General features: G+C 69.0%; 15 protein-coding genes. 6 read left to right on the top strand and 9 right to left on the bottom strand.

Features of this window, described 5'->3' with window-relative positions:
- Positions 1–105: 105 nt before the first annotated feature.
- The gene (locus H7F38_RS08900; protein ID WP_187093757.1) at positions 106–639 is read left to right on the top strand and encodes an inorganic diphosphatase; all 534 of its coding nucleotides are present in this window, start codon (positions 106–108) and stop codon (positions 637–639) included.
- Positions 640–742: 103 nt separating this feature from the next.
- Here the strand turns inward: H7F38_RS08900 and H7F38_RS08895 are convergent, their stop codons facing one another.
- The 7 genes from H7F38_RS08895 to H7F38_RS08865 all read right to left on the bottom strand — a co-directional run bounded on the left by H7F38_RS08895 (position 743) and on the right by H7F38_RS08865 (position 6,800).
- Positions 743–1,057 (bottom strand): DUF2516 family protein, encoded by a 315-nt coding sequence (locus tag H7F38_RS08895; RefSeq protein WP_187093756.1) that lies wholly within the window; start codon positions 1,055–1,057, stop codon positions 743–745.
- A 166-nt stretch (positions 1,058–1,223) separates the two neighbouring features.
- Positions 1,224–2,273, bottom strand: a complete 1,050-nt coding sequence (locus tag H7F38_RS08890; RefSeq protein WP_187095008.1) for a hypothetical protein — start codon at positions 2,271–2,273, stop codon at positions 1,224–1,226.
- A 79-nt stretch (positions 2,274–2,352) separates the two neighbouring features.
- Positions 2,353–2,802 carry a helix-turn-helix domain-containing protein gene (locus H7F38_RS08885; protein ID WP_187093755.1) on the bottom strand — a complete coding sequence of 150 codons (450 nt, stop codon included), beginning with the start codon at positions 2,800–2,802 and terminating at the stop codon, positions 2,353–2,355.
- Positions 2,803–2,963: 161 nt separating this feature from the next.
- Complete coding sequence (locus H7F38_RS08880; RefSeq protein WP_187093754.1) at positions 2,964–4,034, bottom strand: isopenicillin N synthase family oxygenase; 1,071 nt, start codon at positions 4,032–4,034, stop codon at positions 2,964–2,966.
- A gap of 218 nt (positions 4,035–4,252) precedes the next feature.
- Positions 4,253–4,936, bottom strand: a complete 684-nt coding sequence (locus H7F38_RS08875; protein ID WP_187093753.1) for a uridine kinase — start codon at positions 4,934–4,936, stop codon at positions 4,253–4,255.
- A gap of 72 nt (positions 4,937–5,008) precedes the next feature.
- Positions 5,009–5,392, bottom strand: coding sequence for a VOC family protein (locus tag H7F38_RS08870; RefSeq protein WP_187093752.1), 384 nt, complete (start codon positions 5,390–5,392; stop codon positions 5,009–5,011).
- A gap of 145 nt (positions 5,393–5,537) precedes the next feature.
- Positions 5,538–6,800 carry a DUF445 domain-containing protein gene (locus H7F38_RS08865; RefSeq protein WP_187093751.1) on the bottom strand — a complete coding sequence of 421 codons (1,263 nt, stop codon included), beginning with the start codon at positions 6,798–6,800 and terminating at the stop codon, positions 5,538–5,540.
- A 66-nt stretch (positions 6,801–6,866) separates the two neighbouring features.
- Here H7F38_RS08865 and H7F38_RS08860 point away from each other — a divergent pair, with 66 nt between their 5' ends.
- Together H7F38_RS08860 and H7F38_RS08855 are read left to right on the top strand one after the other, a co-directional pair.
- Positions 6,867–8,042 carry a pyridoxal phosphate-dependent aminotransferase gene (locus H7F38_RS08860; RefSeq protein ID WP_187093750.1) on the top strand — a complete coding sequence of 392 codons (1,176 nt, stop codon included), beginning with the start codon at positions 6,867–6,869 and terminating at the stop codon, positions 8,040–8,042.
- Complete coding sequence (locus H7F38_RS08855) at positions 8,039–9,265, top strand: dipeptidase (protein ID WP_187093749.1); 1,227 nt, start codon at positions 8,039–8,041, stop codon at positions 9,263–9,265. The genes H7F38_RS08860 and H7F38_RS08855 overlap by 4 nt, the downstream gene beginning before the upstream one ends.
- Here H7F38_RS08855 and H7F38_RS08850 read toward each other — a convergent pair.
- Positions 9,252–10,265, bottom strand: coding sequence for a metal-dependent hydrolase (locus H7F38_RS08850; protein ID WP_222618554.1), 1,014 nt, complete (start codon positions 10,263–10,265; stop codon positions 9,252–9,254). The genes H7F38_RS08855 and H7F38_RS08850 overlap by 14 nt on opposite strands.
- Before the next feature lie 97 nt (positions 10,266–10,362).
- Between H7F38_RS08850 and H7F38_RS08845 the strand changes: the two genes are divergently transcribed.
- On the top strand, positions 10,363–10,893 hold the full coding sequence (locus tag H7F38_RS08845; protein ID WP_187093748.1) for a GtrA family protein: 531 nt from the start codon (positions 10,363–10,365) through the stop codon (positions 10,891–10,893).
- Positions 10,894–12,192: 1,299 nt separating this feature from the next.
- Entirely contained in the window at positions 12,193–13,641 is a 1,449-nt protein-coding gene (locus tag H7F38_RS08840) for a neutral zinc metallopeptidase (RefSeq protein ID WP_187093747.1), read from the top strand.
- A 10-nt stretch (positions 13,642–13,651) separates the two neighbouring features.
- On the opposite strand, the gene H7F38_RS08835 is transcribed toward H7F38_RS08840, so the two are convergent.
- A complete protein-coding gene (locus tag H7F38_RS08835; RefSeq protein ID WP_187093746.1) occupies positions 13,652–14,428 on the bottom strand; it encodes a TetR/AcrR family transcriptional regulator in 777 nt (258 codons plus the stop codon).
- A gap of 146 nt (positions 14,429–14,574) precedes the next feature.
- Here H7F38_RS08835 and H7F38_RS08830 point away from each other — a divergent pair, with 146 nt between their 5' ends.
- Complete coding sequence (locus H7F38_RS08830; RefSeq protein ID WP_222618553.1) at positions 14,575–15,849, top strand: AAA family ATPase; 1,275 nt, start codon at positions 14,575–14,577, stop codon at positions 15,847–15,849.
- Positions 15,850–15,854 lie beyond the last annotated feature (5 nt).

Genomic DNA, 15,854 nt, shown 5'->3' with positions numbered 1-15,854 from the left:
GGGCCAGGACCTGAAGAATCGCCTCCACAAGGGCAGTTACGATCATCCGACCGGCGGTGTTCGACCCCGGGGTCGATCGCAACGAGGCGAGAGAAGGTATAGACCGTGGAATTCGACGTCACCATCGAGATCCCCAAGGGCAGCCGGAACAAGTACGAGGTCGACCACCACAGCGGTCGCATCCGTCTCGACCGCACCCTCTTCACAGCGACCCAGTACCCCGCAGACTATGGGTTCATCGACGACACCCTGGGGCAGGACGGTGATCCCCTGGATGCTCTGGTGCTCCTGTCCGAACCGACCTTCCCCGGTTGCCTGATCCTGGCCAGGGCCATCGGCATGTTCCGGATGACGGACGAGAAGGGCCCCGACGACAAGGTTCTGTGCGTGTCGGCGAACGACCCGCGCCAGGCGAACCTGCAGGACATCGGCGACATGTCGATCTTCGAACGCCTGGAGATCCAGCACTTCTTCGAGGTCTACAAGGATCTCGAGCCGGGCAAGAGCGTCGAGGGTGCCAACTGGGTCGGCCGCGGCGACGCCGAGACCGAGATCCGCATCTCCTTCGGACGCGAGAAGAAGCGCCTGGCCGCCGAGGCCGAGGCGCTGGCGAACGGTGAGACCCCACCGGTCCACTGAGCACCCTGTCCCGGGACGTGTCCCGGAAGTGAAGAAGGCGGACCCGCCGTTCGGCGGGTCCGCCTTCTTCGTCCAATCAGGTCTGGATGCGCGAGACCGACTGCTACCAGCGGGATCCGCGCTGCACCTCGCGCAGCTTCGGTCGCACGTCGAGCACGTAGACCAGGTCGCCGATCAGCGCGGCGAGCCAGAGCAGACCGAAGACCGCGAACGGCCCCTGGACCAGCACACCGAGCACCGAGACCACGGCGCACGCCGCGGTGATGCCGCTCCAGGTGCCCTTGGTCTGCTTGTCGGCGGCGGCGAACGCGTCCGGCCGCCGGGTGGCGGCGTCGGACACCGCGAAGACTCCGAGCAGCGCCCCGGCGATCTGCAGAATCCAATCGATGGAGTTGATGATCGGATTGACGATGTCCATGGATCCAGAATACGTGCGCGCGGGCGGTCCTCACCGCGGTCTCGGGCACAGGGTGGGTCGGTGGATGGATCCGTACCGAGAACGGCGCGGGCCGCGGCCCCTCGGCGGGCGGTGTGGCCGACCGGGCCAGGAGACGCACCCGACCGACCAACCTGTGCTGGACCGATCAGCTCTCGGGTGTTTCCGGGTGGATGACCACCGTTTCGACGACCGGCATCACGGTGGTCCGACCGGCCGACCTCCGGACGGTCTGCTTCGCCGTGATGAATTTGGGGGCGGCCTTGGGGACGACCTTGTCGGCGGACTTGGTGACGGGCCGCTTCGCGGGCTTGGCGGGTGCCGGTTTCGCGGCCACCGGCTTCATAGCGACGGGCTTCGCAGCGACCGGCTTCGCAGCCACCGGCTTCACGGCCGCGGGCTTCACGGCCACCGGCTTCACGGCTACCGGCTTCACGGCTACCGGCTTCACGTGCGCCGGCTTCGCAGCGGTCGGAGTCATCACGCCCGACTTCGCAGCCACTGGCGCGGCCGCCGTTCTCGGACCTGCCTTCGGGGTGGGGACCGCCGGGGTGGCAACCGTCGGATCTGCGGCCGTGGGCGCCGCGGTCCTGGTGGGCCGAGCTCTCGCAGCGGCCCTGACCGGAAGCTTGACGGCCGCCCGGGCGACCGGTCCGGCCTTCGCCGCCACCGCCTCGGCGACGGCGCCGGGGTGCACTCCGGTGGCCCTCATCCTGGTCCAAGTCTTGTCGCCGCGGTCGGCGAGATTGCCGTAGATCATGCCGAACAGGTGTGAGTACGCCTCCACGGTTTCCTGGACGGCATCGGGCGACAGCGACTGCGCCACGACCTGGAACTCGGCAACCTTCTCGGGCATCTGCGCGATGAACTCCTGCGCCTTGGCCGGGGCCTCCGCCGCGAACTGCTCGATCGTGCCGGCCACGTCGGCCGCGACCTTCTGCGCCCGCGACGGTAGGTCGGAGACCTTCGATCCCAGATCCGAGGCCGCAGACCTGACGTCGGTGATGTCGATCGAAGGCGTCGGAACCCGTTCCCCGATGGAGTCCGAGAGAGATTCCCGCAGGTCGGCAAAGCGCTCGAGGGCCATGTGCCCGGCGCCGATGGCCGCCAGCACCGGACGGGGCAGGCCGCCGAAGCGAGCGGCGATCTGCTCGACCGCATTCTCCGACACGGCGCGGATATCGGTGATCAAAGACATGTTGCTCTCCTTTCGGCCGCTGCCGGAGCACGACCGTGACGTTGGTGGGCGGTACTTCTCACTGCTGATGCGATTTTCACTACCGGGACGACTTGATCTGTCCTGGAGGGCCGGCCCTCTCGGCTGCCGTCCGGCCCGACGGCATGTCCCCTCCGACCGGAACCACCTGCGCCACCGACGCTTCGGATTCTTTGCGAAAGGCGGAGTAGATGTCGACCAACGAGGATTTCTGCCGTTCGGTCAGCACCGCATCGGCGCGGATGGCCAGTACCACCTCCGGCGCTTCGGCGGCTTCCAGGATCCCGGCCCTGGCCAGCAACGATTCGACGGAGATCGACAGGCCGTGGGCGATCTGCGCCAGGATGTCAGCACTGGGGCGCCGGAGCCCGCGCTCGACCTGCGACAGATACGGATTGGACACCCCGGCCTTGGCGGCCAGACCGCGCAGCGAGATCTGCGCACTGGTGCGCTGATCGCGGATGAAGGTGCCCAGATCCTTGACGGGAGAGAGCACGGGGAACAGATCCATCCCGCGTTCACCCCTTGCGTACTGGTCGACAATCCCTGCGTTCCCGATCTCTGCGCTTCACGGTAGGGCCGGGTGCTTGCTATTGCAAGCACCACTGCTAACGCGGGCGGGCCGCATGTGTCCGGTGTCACCGCGCCGGGTGGGGTGCGCAGCAGTCGGTGTCACACCGCAGAATCGAGAACCCGCTGCGCCTCGCGGGTGGCGCGGTCGTTCGAGACCAGATTGCGCGAGCCGTTCAACTTGGACGAGATGTGCTCGGCGACCGTGACCGGCGGATAGAGCTCGACATCCCCGGGGCCGACCACGCCGGGCAGGGTGGCGATGACGGCGTCCACGTTTCCGTCGTGGAAGTAGGCGGCCGATCTGCGGCGCTCGATCCGACCGTCGACGACCGGGGGCTTGACCCGGTGCAGCGTGGAACGCCACACCTCGTTGGTCCAGCGCGCCGTCAGATCGCCCAGATTGACCAGCAGCGCACCGGGTTCGGGCAGCACGTCGTGCCAGGAACCGTCCTCAGCGAGCACTTGGAGGCCGGCCACCCGGTCCGCCCAGAGGACGGTGACGATGCCGAAGTCGGTGTGCTCGCCCATTCCGGTGAGGTCACCGACCAGTTCGATCTCGCCCGGCGGAAGCGCGTAGTTGTTCATCCTCAACACATCCAGCGAATGATCGGTGAATTCGCCGAAGTAGCCGGCCGGTAGTCCGAGCGCATCCGCGAAGATCACCGTCAGTGTCCTGGCGACCCGTCCGGCCTCGGCGAACCAGGTCAGTGCGCCTTCGGCGAAGCCGGGAACCCCGACAGGCCAGACGTTGTCGGCGTAGTGCTCGGGTGGGAGGTCGAGGTCGGGATAGGCGTCCACGCCCTGGCCGATGTTGAACGCCTCGAAGAAGTCGTTCATCCTGGTCGCCGATCCCACCCCGAGGCTCAGCGAGAGCTGCTCGGTCCTTGGCGCGCTGTAGCCGCGGTTGACCCCGGCGATCACCGACTCCTTCTTGACATCCAATGGCAGACAGAAGAAATCGTCCATCGCCGCGGTGAGCCCGTCGATCGTCGACTGCGCTACGCCATGCCCCACGATCTGGATGAAACCCACCGTCCGACAGGCGTGATCGACGGCAGCCGCAGTCTCCGCCCGCTGCTGCGACGTCCCCGGCCCGACGTAGGGACCGATGTCCACCACGGGCACCTGGAACGTGGTCGGCCTGGACGTGCCGAACAGGTCTGTCGTCATCACTGCACTCCCTGGGATCTGCCCGCCGGTGGGGAATCTGCACATCGGCCAGAGCCACGCCGCCGAACGGCTCCAGCGTGACACCGAATTGTTACCCCGGCCCCCGCGGGCCGTGACAACCCGATGAATCCGGCCCGGTGGATCCCGGTCCGGTGGGACCCGGTCCAGCCGTCCCGCGGAACGAGGCAGGCGCTCCGGCGGTCATCGCGATCCGGTGATCATCGTCGACCGGCCCCCTCCCCGACCAGGCCGGCGGCGGCCGGTGCCGACGGGTGGTCGTAGGCGAGGACGACGTCCCACTTCCCGAGCGGCTCGTACTCGTCGCGGTAGCGCTCGAAACCGGCTGCCCACCAGGCCCGATCCGGTGGCAACGCCCGTCCCAGCGCGCCCCGGCCCACCTCCAGACCCACCACGGCGTCCAGCTGCAACCCGGCCGCAAACAAGAAGGGCCCGTCCAGCAGCAGGACGGCGCCCGGCCGCCCCGGGGAGTACTGCTGCCGCACCGATCGGTCGCTGACCGGGTCACGCAGCCTCGTCAGGTGGGGCAGGCCCTCCCGGACGGGCCCGATCAGCTCGCGGGTCAGGGCCTCGGAGTCCACCCACCCCGTCATCAGCATGTCCAGATCATGACGGCCCAGTTCCAGCCGGAGCGCCGACGGCCGCCACCACCAGGTGGTGGACGCCCTCACCACCGGGCAGCCGGACGACCGCAGTACCTCACCGACCTGATCGGCCAGATCGGTCGCGCCCACCTCGGCGGGCCCGTCGAATCCGATGACGGTGCCCCCGGGGGCACCGGCCGTGCCGAGCGACGGACGGACCGCGGACGGCAGCACGGTCGTCCGGATCCAGGCGGCCAATTCCTCCACGAGTCTGGCGGGGGTCAACGGGATGAATCGCACCGGTCCCAGCTTGCCATCGGCGTCGAGACCGAGGAGCGGTGCGGTCCGGGTTCGAGCACGGCCGGGCGAACGCTAGGACTTGCACAGGCAGAACAGGTGCCCCGCCGGATCCACGAAGACCCGGAAGTTGGCGTCGCCCCCCGGGAGGCCGGTCGGACGGGCTCCGAGCGCAACGACCTGCTGCTCCCCGCGGTCCAGGTCGGGTACGTCGAGATCCAGATGCACCTGCTGCGGCACCGCCTCGTCCGGCCAGGTCGGCGGTACGTAACCGGGCGCGAGCTGGAACGCCATTCCCGGGCCGCCGGCGCCCCGGATGGTGACCCAGTCGTCACTCGCGTCCTGGATCTCCCAGCCGAGCACCGCGCAGTAGAACTCGGCCAGGGACCGGGGATCGGCGGTGTCGAGGACGGTCAGGTCGAAGGTGGCGATGGGGGTCAGAGCACTCGGTTCCGTCATGCCTACCATCGTCCCCCCGATCCCCCCGGCCCAGGCAACCCCCGCGCAGACAGTTCTCCCCGGCGCGTCCCAGAATTCCCGTTCGAGACGAGATCACCACCCGAACCGTCGCTTTCGTCTGCGCGGAAGGCATCCGGCGACGTCGTCAGAGCAGAGCGGTGGCCAGGGTGTAGATGACCAGTCCGGCGAGGGCCCCGACCACCGTGCCGTTGATCCGGATGAACTGCAGGTCCCGTCCGACCTGCAGCTCGATCTTGCGGCTGGTGGCCTCCCCGTCCCAACGGGCGATGGTCTCGTCGATCACGGCGGTGATGCTCCTGGCGTGGTGGCGGGCCAGGTAGCCGGCGGCGTCGGCCACCCAGGCGTCGACCTTCGATGCCGTCGGGCCGTCCTCCTGCAGACGCCGGCCGAACGCCGTCAGCCCCTCGAGCACGGAGACCCGCAGCGGCGATTCCGGGTCGGCCGCCGCCGCGAGGAGCGTCTCCTTGATCGAGCGCCACGCGCCCGCCGCCAGCAGCCGGACCTGATCGTTGTCCATGATCCGGTCCTTGATGGCGTCGGCCTTGGCCATCGTGACCGGGTCGTGCTGGAGATCGTCGGCGAACTCACCCAGGAAGTGGTCGAGGGCGATCCGCAGCTGGTGCTGGGGGTCGGTCTTCACGGCGAGGGCGAACGCTTCGACCTCCCGGTAGATCTTGTCGGCCAGGTACCCGTCCAGAAATTTCGGCGACCACGACGGCGCCCGCTGGGAGACGACCCTGGATACCAGCGTGTAGTTGCCCCTGATCCAGTCGTAGACCCGGTCGATGATGAAATCGACCAACGGGTGGTGCTCACCCCTCGCGAACACCTCCGCGGCGATGCGGCCGAGCGGCGGGCCGACCTCGGTCCCGGCGATCTTCCGCCGCGCGACGGCCTCGAGCACACCGGCGACCTGGTCGTCCTTGAGGACGGTGGAGATCCCCCGGACGGCCGTCGCCATTTCGTCGGTGATGCGGGCGGCACCCTCCGGGGAGGCGAGGAACCCGCCGAGCCTCGAAGCGATCGAGAACCGGGACAGCTTCTCCCTGATCACCTCCTCCGACAGGAAGTTGGTCGCGACGAATTCCGAGAGCGAGGAGCCGATCGCATCCTTGCGCTCGGGAATGATCGCGGTGTGCGGGATCGGCAGGCCGAGGGGCCGGCGGAACAGGGCCGTCACCGCGAACCAGTCGGCCAGCGCGCCGACCATGCCGGCCTCGGCGGCGGCGCGGACGTAGCCGAGCCACGGATGACGCGCCTGCAGCGAGAACGCGACGACGAAGATGATCGCCATCACCGCCAGCATCGAGGTGGCGATGACCTTCATCTGCACCAGACGCCGCCTCCGCTCCTGATCGGCCGGATTCAGGAGTTGTTGCGTCGTCATGCGCCCATTGTGCGTGGCTGCGACCACCCCGGGGGCCAGGACCCACGCGTGCGGTAGGAATGAGCCATGCCTCTGGTCCCGGCGCTGCAGCCGTTCCGCACCACGATCTTCGCCCAGATGTCGGCGTTGGCCGTCTCCACCGGAGCGATCAATCTCGGGCAGGGTTTTCCGGACACGGACGGGCCGCCGGCCATGCTGGAGGCTGCCCAGCGCGCCATCCGTGACGGGTTCAACCAGTACCCGCCCGGCCCGGGGATCCCGGCACTGCGGCAGGCGATCTCGCACGGGAGGCGTCGCGACCACGGCCAGGTCTTCGATCCCGAAGACGAGGTGCTGGTGACGGTCGGCGCGACCGAAGCCGTCGCCGCTGCGGTGATCGCGCTGGTCCAGACCGGCGACGAGGTGATCATGCTGGAACCGCACTACGACTCCTACCCGGCGGTGGTCGCGATGTCCGGTGCCCGGCACGTGTCGGTACCGCTGCGCACGACGGACGGACGTTTCGCGCTCGATCTGGACGACCTGGCCGCCGCGATCACCCCGGCCACGAAGCTGATCCTGCTCAACACCCCGCACAATCCGACCGGGACGGTGCTGACAGCCGACGAACTGGCCGGCATCGCCCGGCTCGCGATCGATCACGACCTGGTCGTGGTGGCCGACGAGGTCTACGAGTACCTGACGTTCGACGGCACGCAGCACCTCCCGATCGGCACCCTGCCCGGCATGGCCGAGCGCACCATCACCGTGTCCAGCTCCGGGAAGACGTTCAACGCCACCGGTTGGAAGATCGGCTGGGCCTGCGGTCCGGCTCCGTTGATCGCGGCGGTCCGGGCGGCGAAACAGTTCCTCACCTACGTCGGCGGCGCACCGTTCCAGCCGGCCATCGCCTACGCCCTCGAGCACGAGATGGACTGGGTGGCCGGTATGCGGGACAGCCTGCAGCACAAACGGGATCGGCTCTGCGAGGGCCTTCTGGCCGCCGGCTTCACGGTGCACCGGCCGCAGGGCACCTACTTCGTGGTCACCGACATCCGTTCGGTGGCCGACCGTCTGGACCGCCCGGCCGACGGGATGGCGTTCTGCCTCGACCTGCCCCGGCTGGCCGGTGTGGTCGCCGTCCCGCAGGAGGTCTTCCACGACGATCCGGCCGACGGCACACCGTTCGTGCGGTTCGCCTTCTGCAAGAAGGACGACATCATCGATGCTGCGGCGGCCGGGCTTGCGAGAATGAGCGCATGATCTCCCCCACCCCCCGCTCCGGGACCGCAGCACGCGTCCAGGCCCTCCTGAACGATCACCCGGTGCTGGACGGCCACAACGACGTCGCCTGGGCGCTGCGGCGTCAGGTCGCCTACGACCTCGACCGGAGAGACCTCGCGACGTCACAACCGTTGCTGCACACCGACATCCCGCGACTTCGACAGGGCGGGGTCGGCGCCCAGTTCTTCTCCGTCTACGTCCCCGGCACCATGCCTACCGGCGATGCGGTGGTCGCCGTCCTCGAGCAGATCGATTGCGTGGCAGCTATTCTCGCCCGTTACCCGGAGACGTTCGCGGCGGCGAGGACGGCGGCGGAGGTGCGTCAGGTGATGGCATCCGGTCGGATCGCCGCGCTGATGGGCGCCGAAGGCGGGCACAGCATCGCCGGATCACTCGCCGTCCTGCGGACCCTGCAACGACTCGGGGTCGGCTACCTGACGCTCACCCACAACCAGAATCCACGCAAGGACGGCGTCGCGTGGGCCGACGCCGCCACCGACCGGCCCGAGGCCGACGGGCTGTCCGCTTTCGGACGCGATGTGGTGCGGGAGATGAACCGGATCGGCATGCTGGTCGACCTCTCGCACGTCGCGCCGGCCACCATGGCCGATGCGCTGGACACCTCGACGGCCCCGGTGATCTTCTCGCATTCCTCCTGCCGGGCGGTCACCGATCACGTCCGCGACGTGCCCGACGACGTATTGACCAGGCTCGCCGCCAACGATGGCGTGCTGATGGTGACCTTCGTGCCCGACTTCGTGAACCAGGCCGTGGCCGACCACACCGCGGCGCACGACCGTCGCCGCGAGGAGCTGGGCGTCGCCAAGACCACCGTCTACACCGAAATCGTCGACACCGAGCACGATCCGGCCGCGTTGAAGGCGATGCAGGAATGGGAGGCCGCCCACCCCGCCCCGGTCGCGACCCTGTCCGACGTCGCCGACCACCTCGACCACGCCCGGGAGGTCGCCGGCCCGGCCCACCTGGGCCTCGGCGGCGACTACGACGGCGTCGAATCGCTCCCCACCGGCCTCGAGGACGTCTCGACCTACCCGGCGTTGCTGGGCGAGCTCGCCGAGCGGGGTTGGAGCGACGCCGACCTCGCGGGCCTGACGAGCGGCAACATCCTGCGCGTTCTCCAGGCGGCCGAGGATGCCGCCGACGTGACGGCCACCTCTTCGGGCTCCGTCAGGACCGCGTGACCTCCGTCTCCATCGTGAGCTCGGAATCGGTGACGTCCAGGTCGACCGTGATGGCGGCGACCCCGTCCAGGGACTGCAGGTGGGTGCCACCGCAGGCGATTCGTTCCTGCCCGTCCGGCAGGTCGCACACCCAGGTCCGGCGGTCGGTCAGTCCGGGCCCCTCGGTCTCCACGGCGATGGTCGCGCCGGCCTCGACCCAGCGGGCCAGTGTCCCGTTCGCCGCCGCGGCCACTGCTTCGACCGACAGGCCGGTCGCGTCGAAACCCCTCTTGCGCAGGGACTTTCCCAGACGGTAGACGTCGCGGGCCCCATCCGGACGGATCCGCGAGGAGACCAGCGCCAATCCGTCGAAGTTCGGGTGGCCCAGGCCATCGGTCGGCACCGGCTTGCGCCAGCGATCCGCCAGCGCGGCATTCAGGGCGAGTGCAGCGATGTGGCAGGCCGTGTGCCCGAAGCACAGCGACTCGCGGTAGGGGGCGTCCACCTCCAGCAGCACCCGTCGACCGACGACCGGAACGGGACTGCCGGGAGCCAGCACGTGCACGACCACGAAGGCCCAGCCGGGCTCGCCCCTGCGCACCGGAATATTAGTTGCAGTCAGCAAGTTCACACCTTGTGTGGCCCCCAGAACAGCGTCGACGACTTCGACGGTGACCCCGTCGATCGTGACGGTCCCGCGGTCCGGACCCTGGTCCGGCCAGCCGTGGTCGACCGGATGGAACGGCGAGATCGTCGTGACGAGGCCGGTCAGCGCACCAACCTCCGCCGCCGCACCCCTGACAGCGGGGTCGACCGTCGACGCTTCGGATCTGTCGACCTCGACGACGGCCAGCACCTCGGCATCGGCGCGGAGACCTCCGGCGGGGAACGTCACGCGGGTATCGATGAGTTCGAGCACCTGCCCATCCTTGCGCAGGACGGCCTGCCGGCTGCGCCGCGACCGCGTCACACCGACCAGTCCGGCAGACCCCAGGCCACCGAAGTCCGTTGGAACCCGCACCACGGCGACCCCGGGGACAGTCACAGGGTCAGCAGTCACAGGGTCGACACAGCAGGCGGACAGCCAGTCCAATCATGAGCAAGGCAAAGTAATCACCATGACGCAGTTGATCACCTCAGGGCCGGTACCGGCACCGAGCACACCGGTCGCGATCTCCGGCACGATCCGTGCCCAGGGCATCCGCTTCGTCGGCGTGGGCAGCGCCGGCACCATCCTTCAGCTGGGTCTCTATGCCGCGACCGCCACCTTCATCGGCGCTCAGGTCGCGTCGATCGCCTCCTGGCTGGTCTCCACCCTGGTCACCAATGCCACCCACCGGGCCGTGACCTTCGGCGTGCACGGCACCCGCCGCAACCGTTCCGACCAGCTCGTCGCCTTCCTCACCTGCGTCGTCGGGCTGCTGATCACCTCGTTGGTGCTGTCCGAACTCTCGGACGCGGACGGGCTCTCCGGCGTGATCGCGATCCTTGCGGTCAACACCATCGTCGGTGCCGCCCGCTTCGTCGGCATGCGCTGGTGGCTCAGCGCCTCCGGGCAACGCTTCGGCAGCCGGCTCGGCTCGGTCGCGTCCGCGATCCGTGTCGTCCTCCGCGGGCACGGCCCGATCTCTTCCGAACGCAGCTGGTAGCACCGTCCGCAGCTCGTCGGACCGGCGACCCGCTCGTCTGCCCCTCGAGCGTCATACCCCAGACCCGGCAGTCATACAGGGGAAGCCACGCCAGACGCTCGCAGGACCGGCGACCCGCTCGTCTGCCCCTCGAGCGTCATACCCCAGGCCCGGCAGTCATACAGGGGAAGCCACGCCAGACTCGTAGGACCGGCGACCCGCTCGTCTACCCCTCGAGCGTCATACCCCAGGCCCGGCAGTCGTACAGGGGAAGCCACGCCAGACTCGTAGGACCGGCGACCCGCTCGTCTACCCCTCGAGCCGCAGCTGGTAGCACCGTCCGCAGCTCGTCGGACCGGAGACCCGCTCGTCTGCCCCTCGAGCGTCGTACACCCGGACCGGCAGTCATACCGGGCAAGGCGCGTCATACCCCGGGCCCGGCAGTCACACCCGGGCAAGGCACGTCATACCCACGGCCCCACAGTCATACCGGGGCAAGGCGCTCATGCCCGCGGCCCGGCAGTCATACCGGGCAGGGCAGGTCAAAGTGCCCGTCAGCGCCTCGGTGTATCGATTCCGAACGCCCAACCCCTTGTTGGGATAGCCCGCTGTGGAGTAAGAACTGTTGTCACACGACGGATTTCATCCAGGCATGGCCGGTAGCGCCGCTGAACGTGCCCGTCTGGACCCCTGAGTGAACCGAAAGTGCGAGCAGGACGAACGGTGACGGGCACCGGCGACGCAGGTCGCCCTCCCCGCCGCTACCCCCGGAGCCAGTGACGCCGGATGTGGGTCCTGCACCTCGCGCTCCCGGTTGCGGTGAGCGGCTGTTCGGCGACACGAGTGATTCCTCCGTGATTCTCCCGTTCGGGAGGTTCGCGATCGGGCGGATCTCGTCGGCGCAGGACAGGTCCAGGTGGTCACCCTGGCATTCGCGGGACGGGTGCAGTGCTGCGCCCCCCGTTGAATCCGGCGCCGCGCAGAGAGGCCCCGGCCGACCCTCGGATGGCCGGGGCCTCCTCTGACTGAAAACCTCCGCGTGAAAACCCCTGCCTGAACACCCCTGCCTGAACACCTCCGCCCGAAAACCCGTGCGAGAAACCCGTCCGTGCGTCGGCCTCGTGCTGCCTGCTGCGTGGCGCCTGGACCGCTCTTCCAACTTCTTCGGTGTTCGACGGAGCCGATGCGGGCCCGGTAGCGTCACATCCGTGCGGCCGGGGTCCTCCGGCCGGGCCGGGGCTGCGTTGCGCGCGAGGCGCATGGACGGTTCGGTCACGCAGCCGGGGGTGGACCCCGACGAAGAGAGAGCCCGGGTCAGGCATGTCACCCACCCGCACGTGGAAGCGCCCCCGGACCGGCCGGCTGATCGCGCTGGCCGCTGCCGGTCTGATGCTCGCGGGCTGCGCGAACGCCATTTCCGGCCAGGCGGTGAAGGTGGGTGCAGCGGCCGGGACCGGTAGCTCGGCCACCGCGGCGGCCGGTCCCAGCGGGCCGAAGACCGGCGTCACACCGGCAGATGTCACGGTGGGCAACGACGGCCGAACCCAGTCAGACACCCTGGCCAAGAACACCATCGAAGATCTCTACGACTACTACGGCCAGATCTTCCAGAAGGACTTCGGCAAGGCCTTCACCCCGGCGAAGGCGCTGATCTCCTACGACTCCGCGGTCAAGGACGGCCCCACGGTGTGCGGGCGCTCGCTCTACCGATCGGTCAACGCCTCGTACAACCCCTGCGCCGACACGATCGTCTGGGACCGGGGTCAGTTGCTCCCGGACCTGACCCGGCAGGTCGGCACCCTGGCGGCACCGACCGTGCTGTCGCACGAGATGGGCCACCTGGTGCAGAACCGGCTGGGGGTGAAGACCGACGACGTGCTCCTGCTGGAGGAGCAGGCCGACTGCTACGCCGGCGGCTACTGGCGGTGGGTCGCCGACGGCAACTCCAAGTACTTCGACCTGAACCAGACCGCCGGCATCCGCATGGTCCTGTCGGCCATGATGACCACCGGCGACCCGGTCGGCACCACCACCAGCGCCCAGGATGCGCACGGGAGTGGGTTCGACCGCTCGTACTCCTTCACCCTCGGCTTCAGCAACGGCGCCCTGCGCTGCAGCAAGATCACCTCGGCCGAGGTGAAGGCCAGGATCACCGAGACCGGTTTCACCGATCCCCCCCAGAATTTCGGCAACGTCGCCATCACCGACAAGTTCCTCGCGCAGATCGCCACCGTCGCCAACAGCTACTTCGCCCAGACGGTCAAGGGCTACCGCCCGCCGACCCTGACCCCGTTCACGGGCAAGACCGGTCCCGTGTGCAACGGCGCCCCGACGCAGTTCCCCGTCGGGTACTGCCAGGCGACCAACACCATCACCTACAACCTCGCCGAACTCGCACGGATCGGCACCCCGAACGCCGGTTTCAAATCCAACAACGGCGACTTCTCCGCCGTGTTGATCCTGGTCAGCCGCTACGGTCTGGCCGCACAGGCCACCTCCGGCGGTACTTCCGTCGGCAACCAGTCCGGTCTGCGGGGCCTGTGCTATGCAGGCAGCTGGGCGTCCTGGATGCGGACCGCCAGAGGCCCGGACAAGCTGAAGCTCTCGCCCAACGATCTGAACAAGGCGGTCTACGAGGTGCTGGCGTCGCCCATGCCGGCCACGGATGCGAACGGGATGTCCTCGGCCGCCGTCATCGATCAGGTCCAGTCGCTCTACATCGGCGTCGTCTTCGGCGCAGGGCAGTGCTACGACTTCTACTCCAGCTGACCTCGGTCCCCTACCCGAGCTGGAATCCATCGACCACCTCGACGGGTAGATCGAGCCCGACGCCCTGCGCACCGGTCGCCACCACCAGGTCGAACAGGCGGTCGGCATCGGTCGTCAGCCCGTGGAAGTGGCCGGACAGCTCGGTGGAGATGGCGCCGATCAACGACGAGAACAGCGCCATGCCCCGGACGATGAAGTCGTCGAACGGCGCCGCCGGCGGGCCGAGCGTGGCCAGCACGTGATCTGCGACCAGACCCTGGACGTCGAACGGTCGGGCGTGCGGATGGAGCACCCCGGTGGACACCGCCGTGGACATCAGTCCGGCGACGACGCGCCAGATCCGTGCCGCGGGCGGACCGACCGCGGCGGACGGGACGTCTCCCATCGGGGAGCCGTAGATCAGCGTGTACTCGTACGGATGCAGCAGGGCCCACGTCCGGATCGCACGGGCGATCCCCAACCAGCGGGCGGCCGCGTCTGCGCCCGCACCGGCGTGGAGGCGATCGGCGCGCTCCGCCGCCTCGGCCACTGCTTCGTAGGATTCGACGACGAGGGAGGTGATCAACTCCTCCCGGCTCCTGACGTACCGGTAGATCGTCGACGACGTCATGTCGAGTTCCCGGGCCACCGCCCGGAGGGACAGGTCGGCGGTACCCCTCTCCTGGATGTGCCGGCGTGCGATCTCGCGGAGTTGGATCCGGACGGCCTCCTTCGCCCTGGCTCTGGCCGCCTGCGAGGCCGAGTTCCTGGCCGGCGTGCCGCGCTGCGAGGAGGTCACGACCGTCATCGCACCAGATGACGCCGACGCTGGCAACGACGAGGTCCGCTCGCACCGGCGGCGAGCGGCGAGCGGTGTCCGGTGGGTCGGCGCGCTTTGTACGATCGCAGGAGTCGGGCTGACCCGCAGTTCCCGTCGCAGTGCAGGAGGCTCTGGTGGGGAACGACGCCGCAATCGAGGCGATCCGACGGGCGGTGGCCGCCGTGCCGTCAGACGGAGCACTCCGGCTGCACCTGGCCCAGCTGCTCACCGACGCCGGACGGGGTTCCGAGGCCGTCGTCGAGCTCGGCGTCCTGCTGGCCGCCGAGCCCGACCATCCCGGGGCGCGGGAGCTGATGCTGGCCGCCCTCACCCCGCCGGCCGCGACCCCGGAAACGACCGTCGCCCCGGCGCCCCGGGAGCCGGGACCCGACGCGCCGGCACCCGAAACACACTCCACGTCAAAGGGTTTCGACTGGCACGCGGCAGAGTCCCAGCTCGGTGACATCGCCGCCCCGATGTTCGTCACCTCTGGCGAGGACCAGGAACAGCCGGGCACCGAACCCGTCGAAGCGTTCGAGACCCAGCGGCCGACCATCAAGCTCAGCGACGTCGGCGGCATGGAACAGGTCAAGGAACGGTTGGACGCCGCCTTCCTGGCCCCGATGCGGAACCCGGAACTACGCCGCCTCTACGGCAAGAACCTACGCGGCGGCCTGTTGCTCTACGGGCCGCCCGGATGCGGAAAGACTTTCCTGGCCAAGGCATTGGCCGGCGAGCTGGGTGCCGCCTTCATCTCGGCCGGGCTGTCGGAGATCCTGGACATGTGGATCGGGTCCAGCGAACGCAACGTCCACGAGCTCTTCGTCCAGGCCCGTCAGGCCGCACCCTGCGTGCTGTTCCTCGATGAGATCGACGCCCTGGGGCAGAAACGGACGCAGACCAGGAACTCCTCGATGCGCAGCGTGGTCAACCAGCTGCTGACCGAGCTCGATGGGATCGGTGCGGACAACGAGGGCGTCTACGTGCTGGCCGCCACCAATCAGCCCTGGGACATCGACCCGGCGATGCGCCGACCCGGCCGGTTGGACCGCACCATCCTGGTGCTGCCGCCGGACGCCGCCGCCCGCGAGGCGATCTTCCGCTCCAACCTGGCCCAGCGCCCGGTGGAAGGAGTGGATCTGCGCCGGCTCGCGGCCGGCTCCGACGGGTTGTCCGGCGCCGACATCACCTACGTCTGCGAGCTCGCCACCGAACGGGCGATGATGGAGGGTGTTCGTTCCGGCAACGTCCGGATGATCGGGATGGCCGACCTGCAGCATGCCCTGACGCAGGTCAGGCCCTCGACGTCCGGATGGATGGACACCGCGCGGACCGTCGTGCAGTACGGCGAGGACGACGGCACCTTCGCCGAGCTGAAGGCTTTCCTGAAGAAGAGCAAGCACTGGTGAGGCCG

This window comes from Nakamurella sp. PAMC28650, assembly GCF_014303395.1.
Lineage (GTDB): Bacteria > Actinomycetota > Actinomycetes > Mycobacteriales > Nakamurellaceae > Nakamurella.
This window is presented reverse-complemented; position numbering and strand designations above follow the sequence as displayed.

What these genes read in the sequence shown, in the direction of transcription:
- H7F38_RS08895 (WP_187093756.1), bottom strand. Translation starts at nt 1,057, where the DNA reads ATGGACATCGTCAATCCGATCATCAACTCCATCGATTGGATTCTGCAG.
- H7F38_RS08890 (WP_187095008.1), bottom strand. Translation starts at nt 2,273, where the DNA reads ATGTCTTTGATCACCGATATCCGCGCCGTGTCGGAGAATGCGGTCGAG.
- H7F38_RS08885 (WP_187093755.1), bottom strand. Translation starts at nt 2,802, where the DNA reads ATGGATCTGTTCCCCGTGCTCTCTCCCGTCAAGGATCTGGGCACCTTC.
- H7F38_RS08880 (WP_187093754.1), bottom strand. Translation starts at nt 4,034, where the DNA reads ATGACGACAGACCTGTTCGGCACGTCCAGGCCGACCACGTTCCAGGTG.
- H7F38_RS08870 (WP_187093752.1), bottom strand. Translation starts at nt 5,392, where the DNA reads ATGACGGAACCGAGTGCTCTGACCCCCATCGCCACCTTCGACCTGACC.
- H7F38_RS08865 (WP_187093751.1), bottom strand. Translation starts at nt 6,800, where the DNA reads ATGACGACGCAACAACTCCTGAATCCGGCCGATCAGGAGCGGAGGCGG.
- H7F38_RS08860 (WP_187093750.1), top strand. Translation starts at nt 6,867, where the DNA reads ATGCCTCTGGTCCCGGCGCTGCAGCCGTTCCGCACCACGATCTTCGCC.
- H7F38_RS08855 (WP_187093749.1), top strand. Translation starts at nt 8,039, where the DNA reads ATGATCTCCCCCACCCCCCGCTCCGGGACCGCAGCACGCGTCCAGGCC.
- H7F38_RS08845 (WP_187093748.1), top strand. Translation starts at nt 10,363, where the DNA reads ATGACGCAGTTGATCACCTCAGGGCCGGTACCGGCACCGAGCACACCG.
- H7F38_RS08840 (WP_187093747.1), top strand. Translation starts at nt 12,193, where the DNA reads ATGTCACCCACCCGCACGTGGAAGCGCCCCCGGACCGGCCGGCTGATC.
- H7F38_RS08835 (WP_187093746.1), bottom strand. Translation starts at nt 14,428, where the DNA reads ATGACGGTCGTGACCTCCTCGCAGCGCGGCACGCCGGCCAGGAACTCG.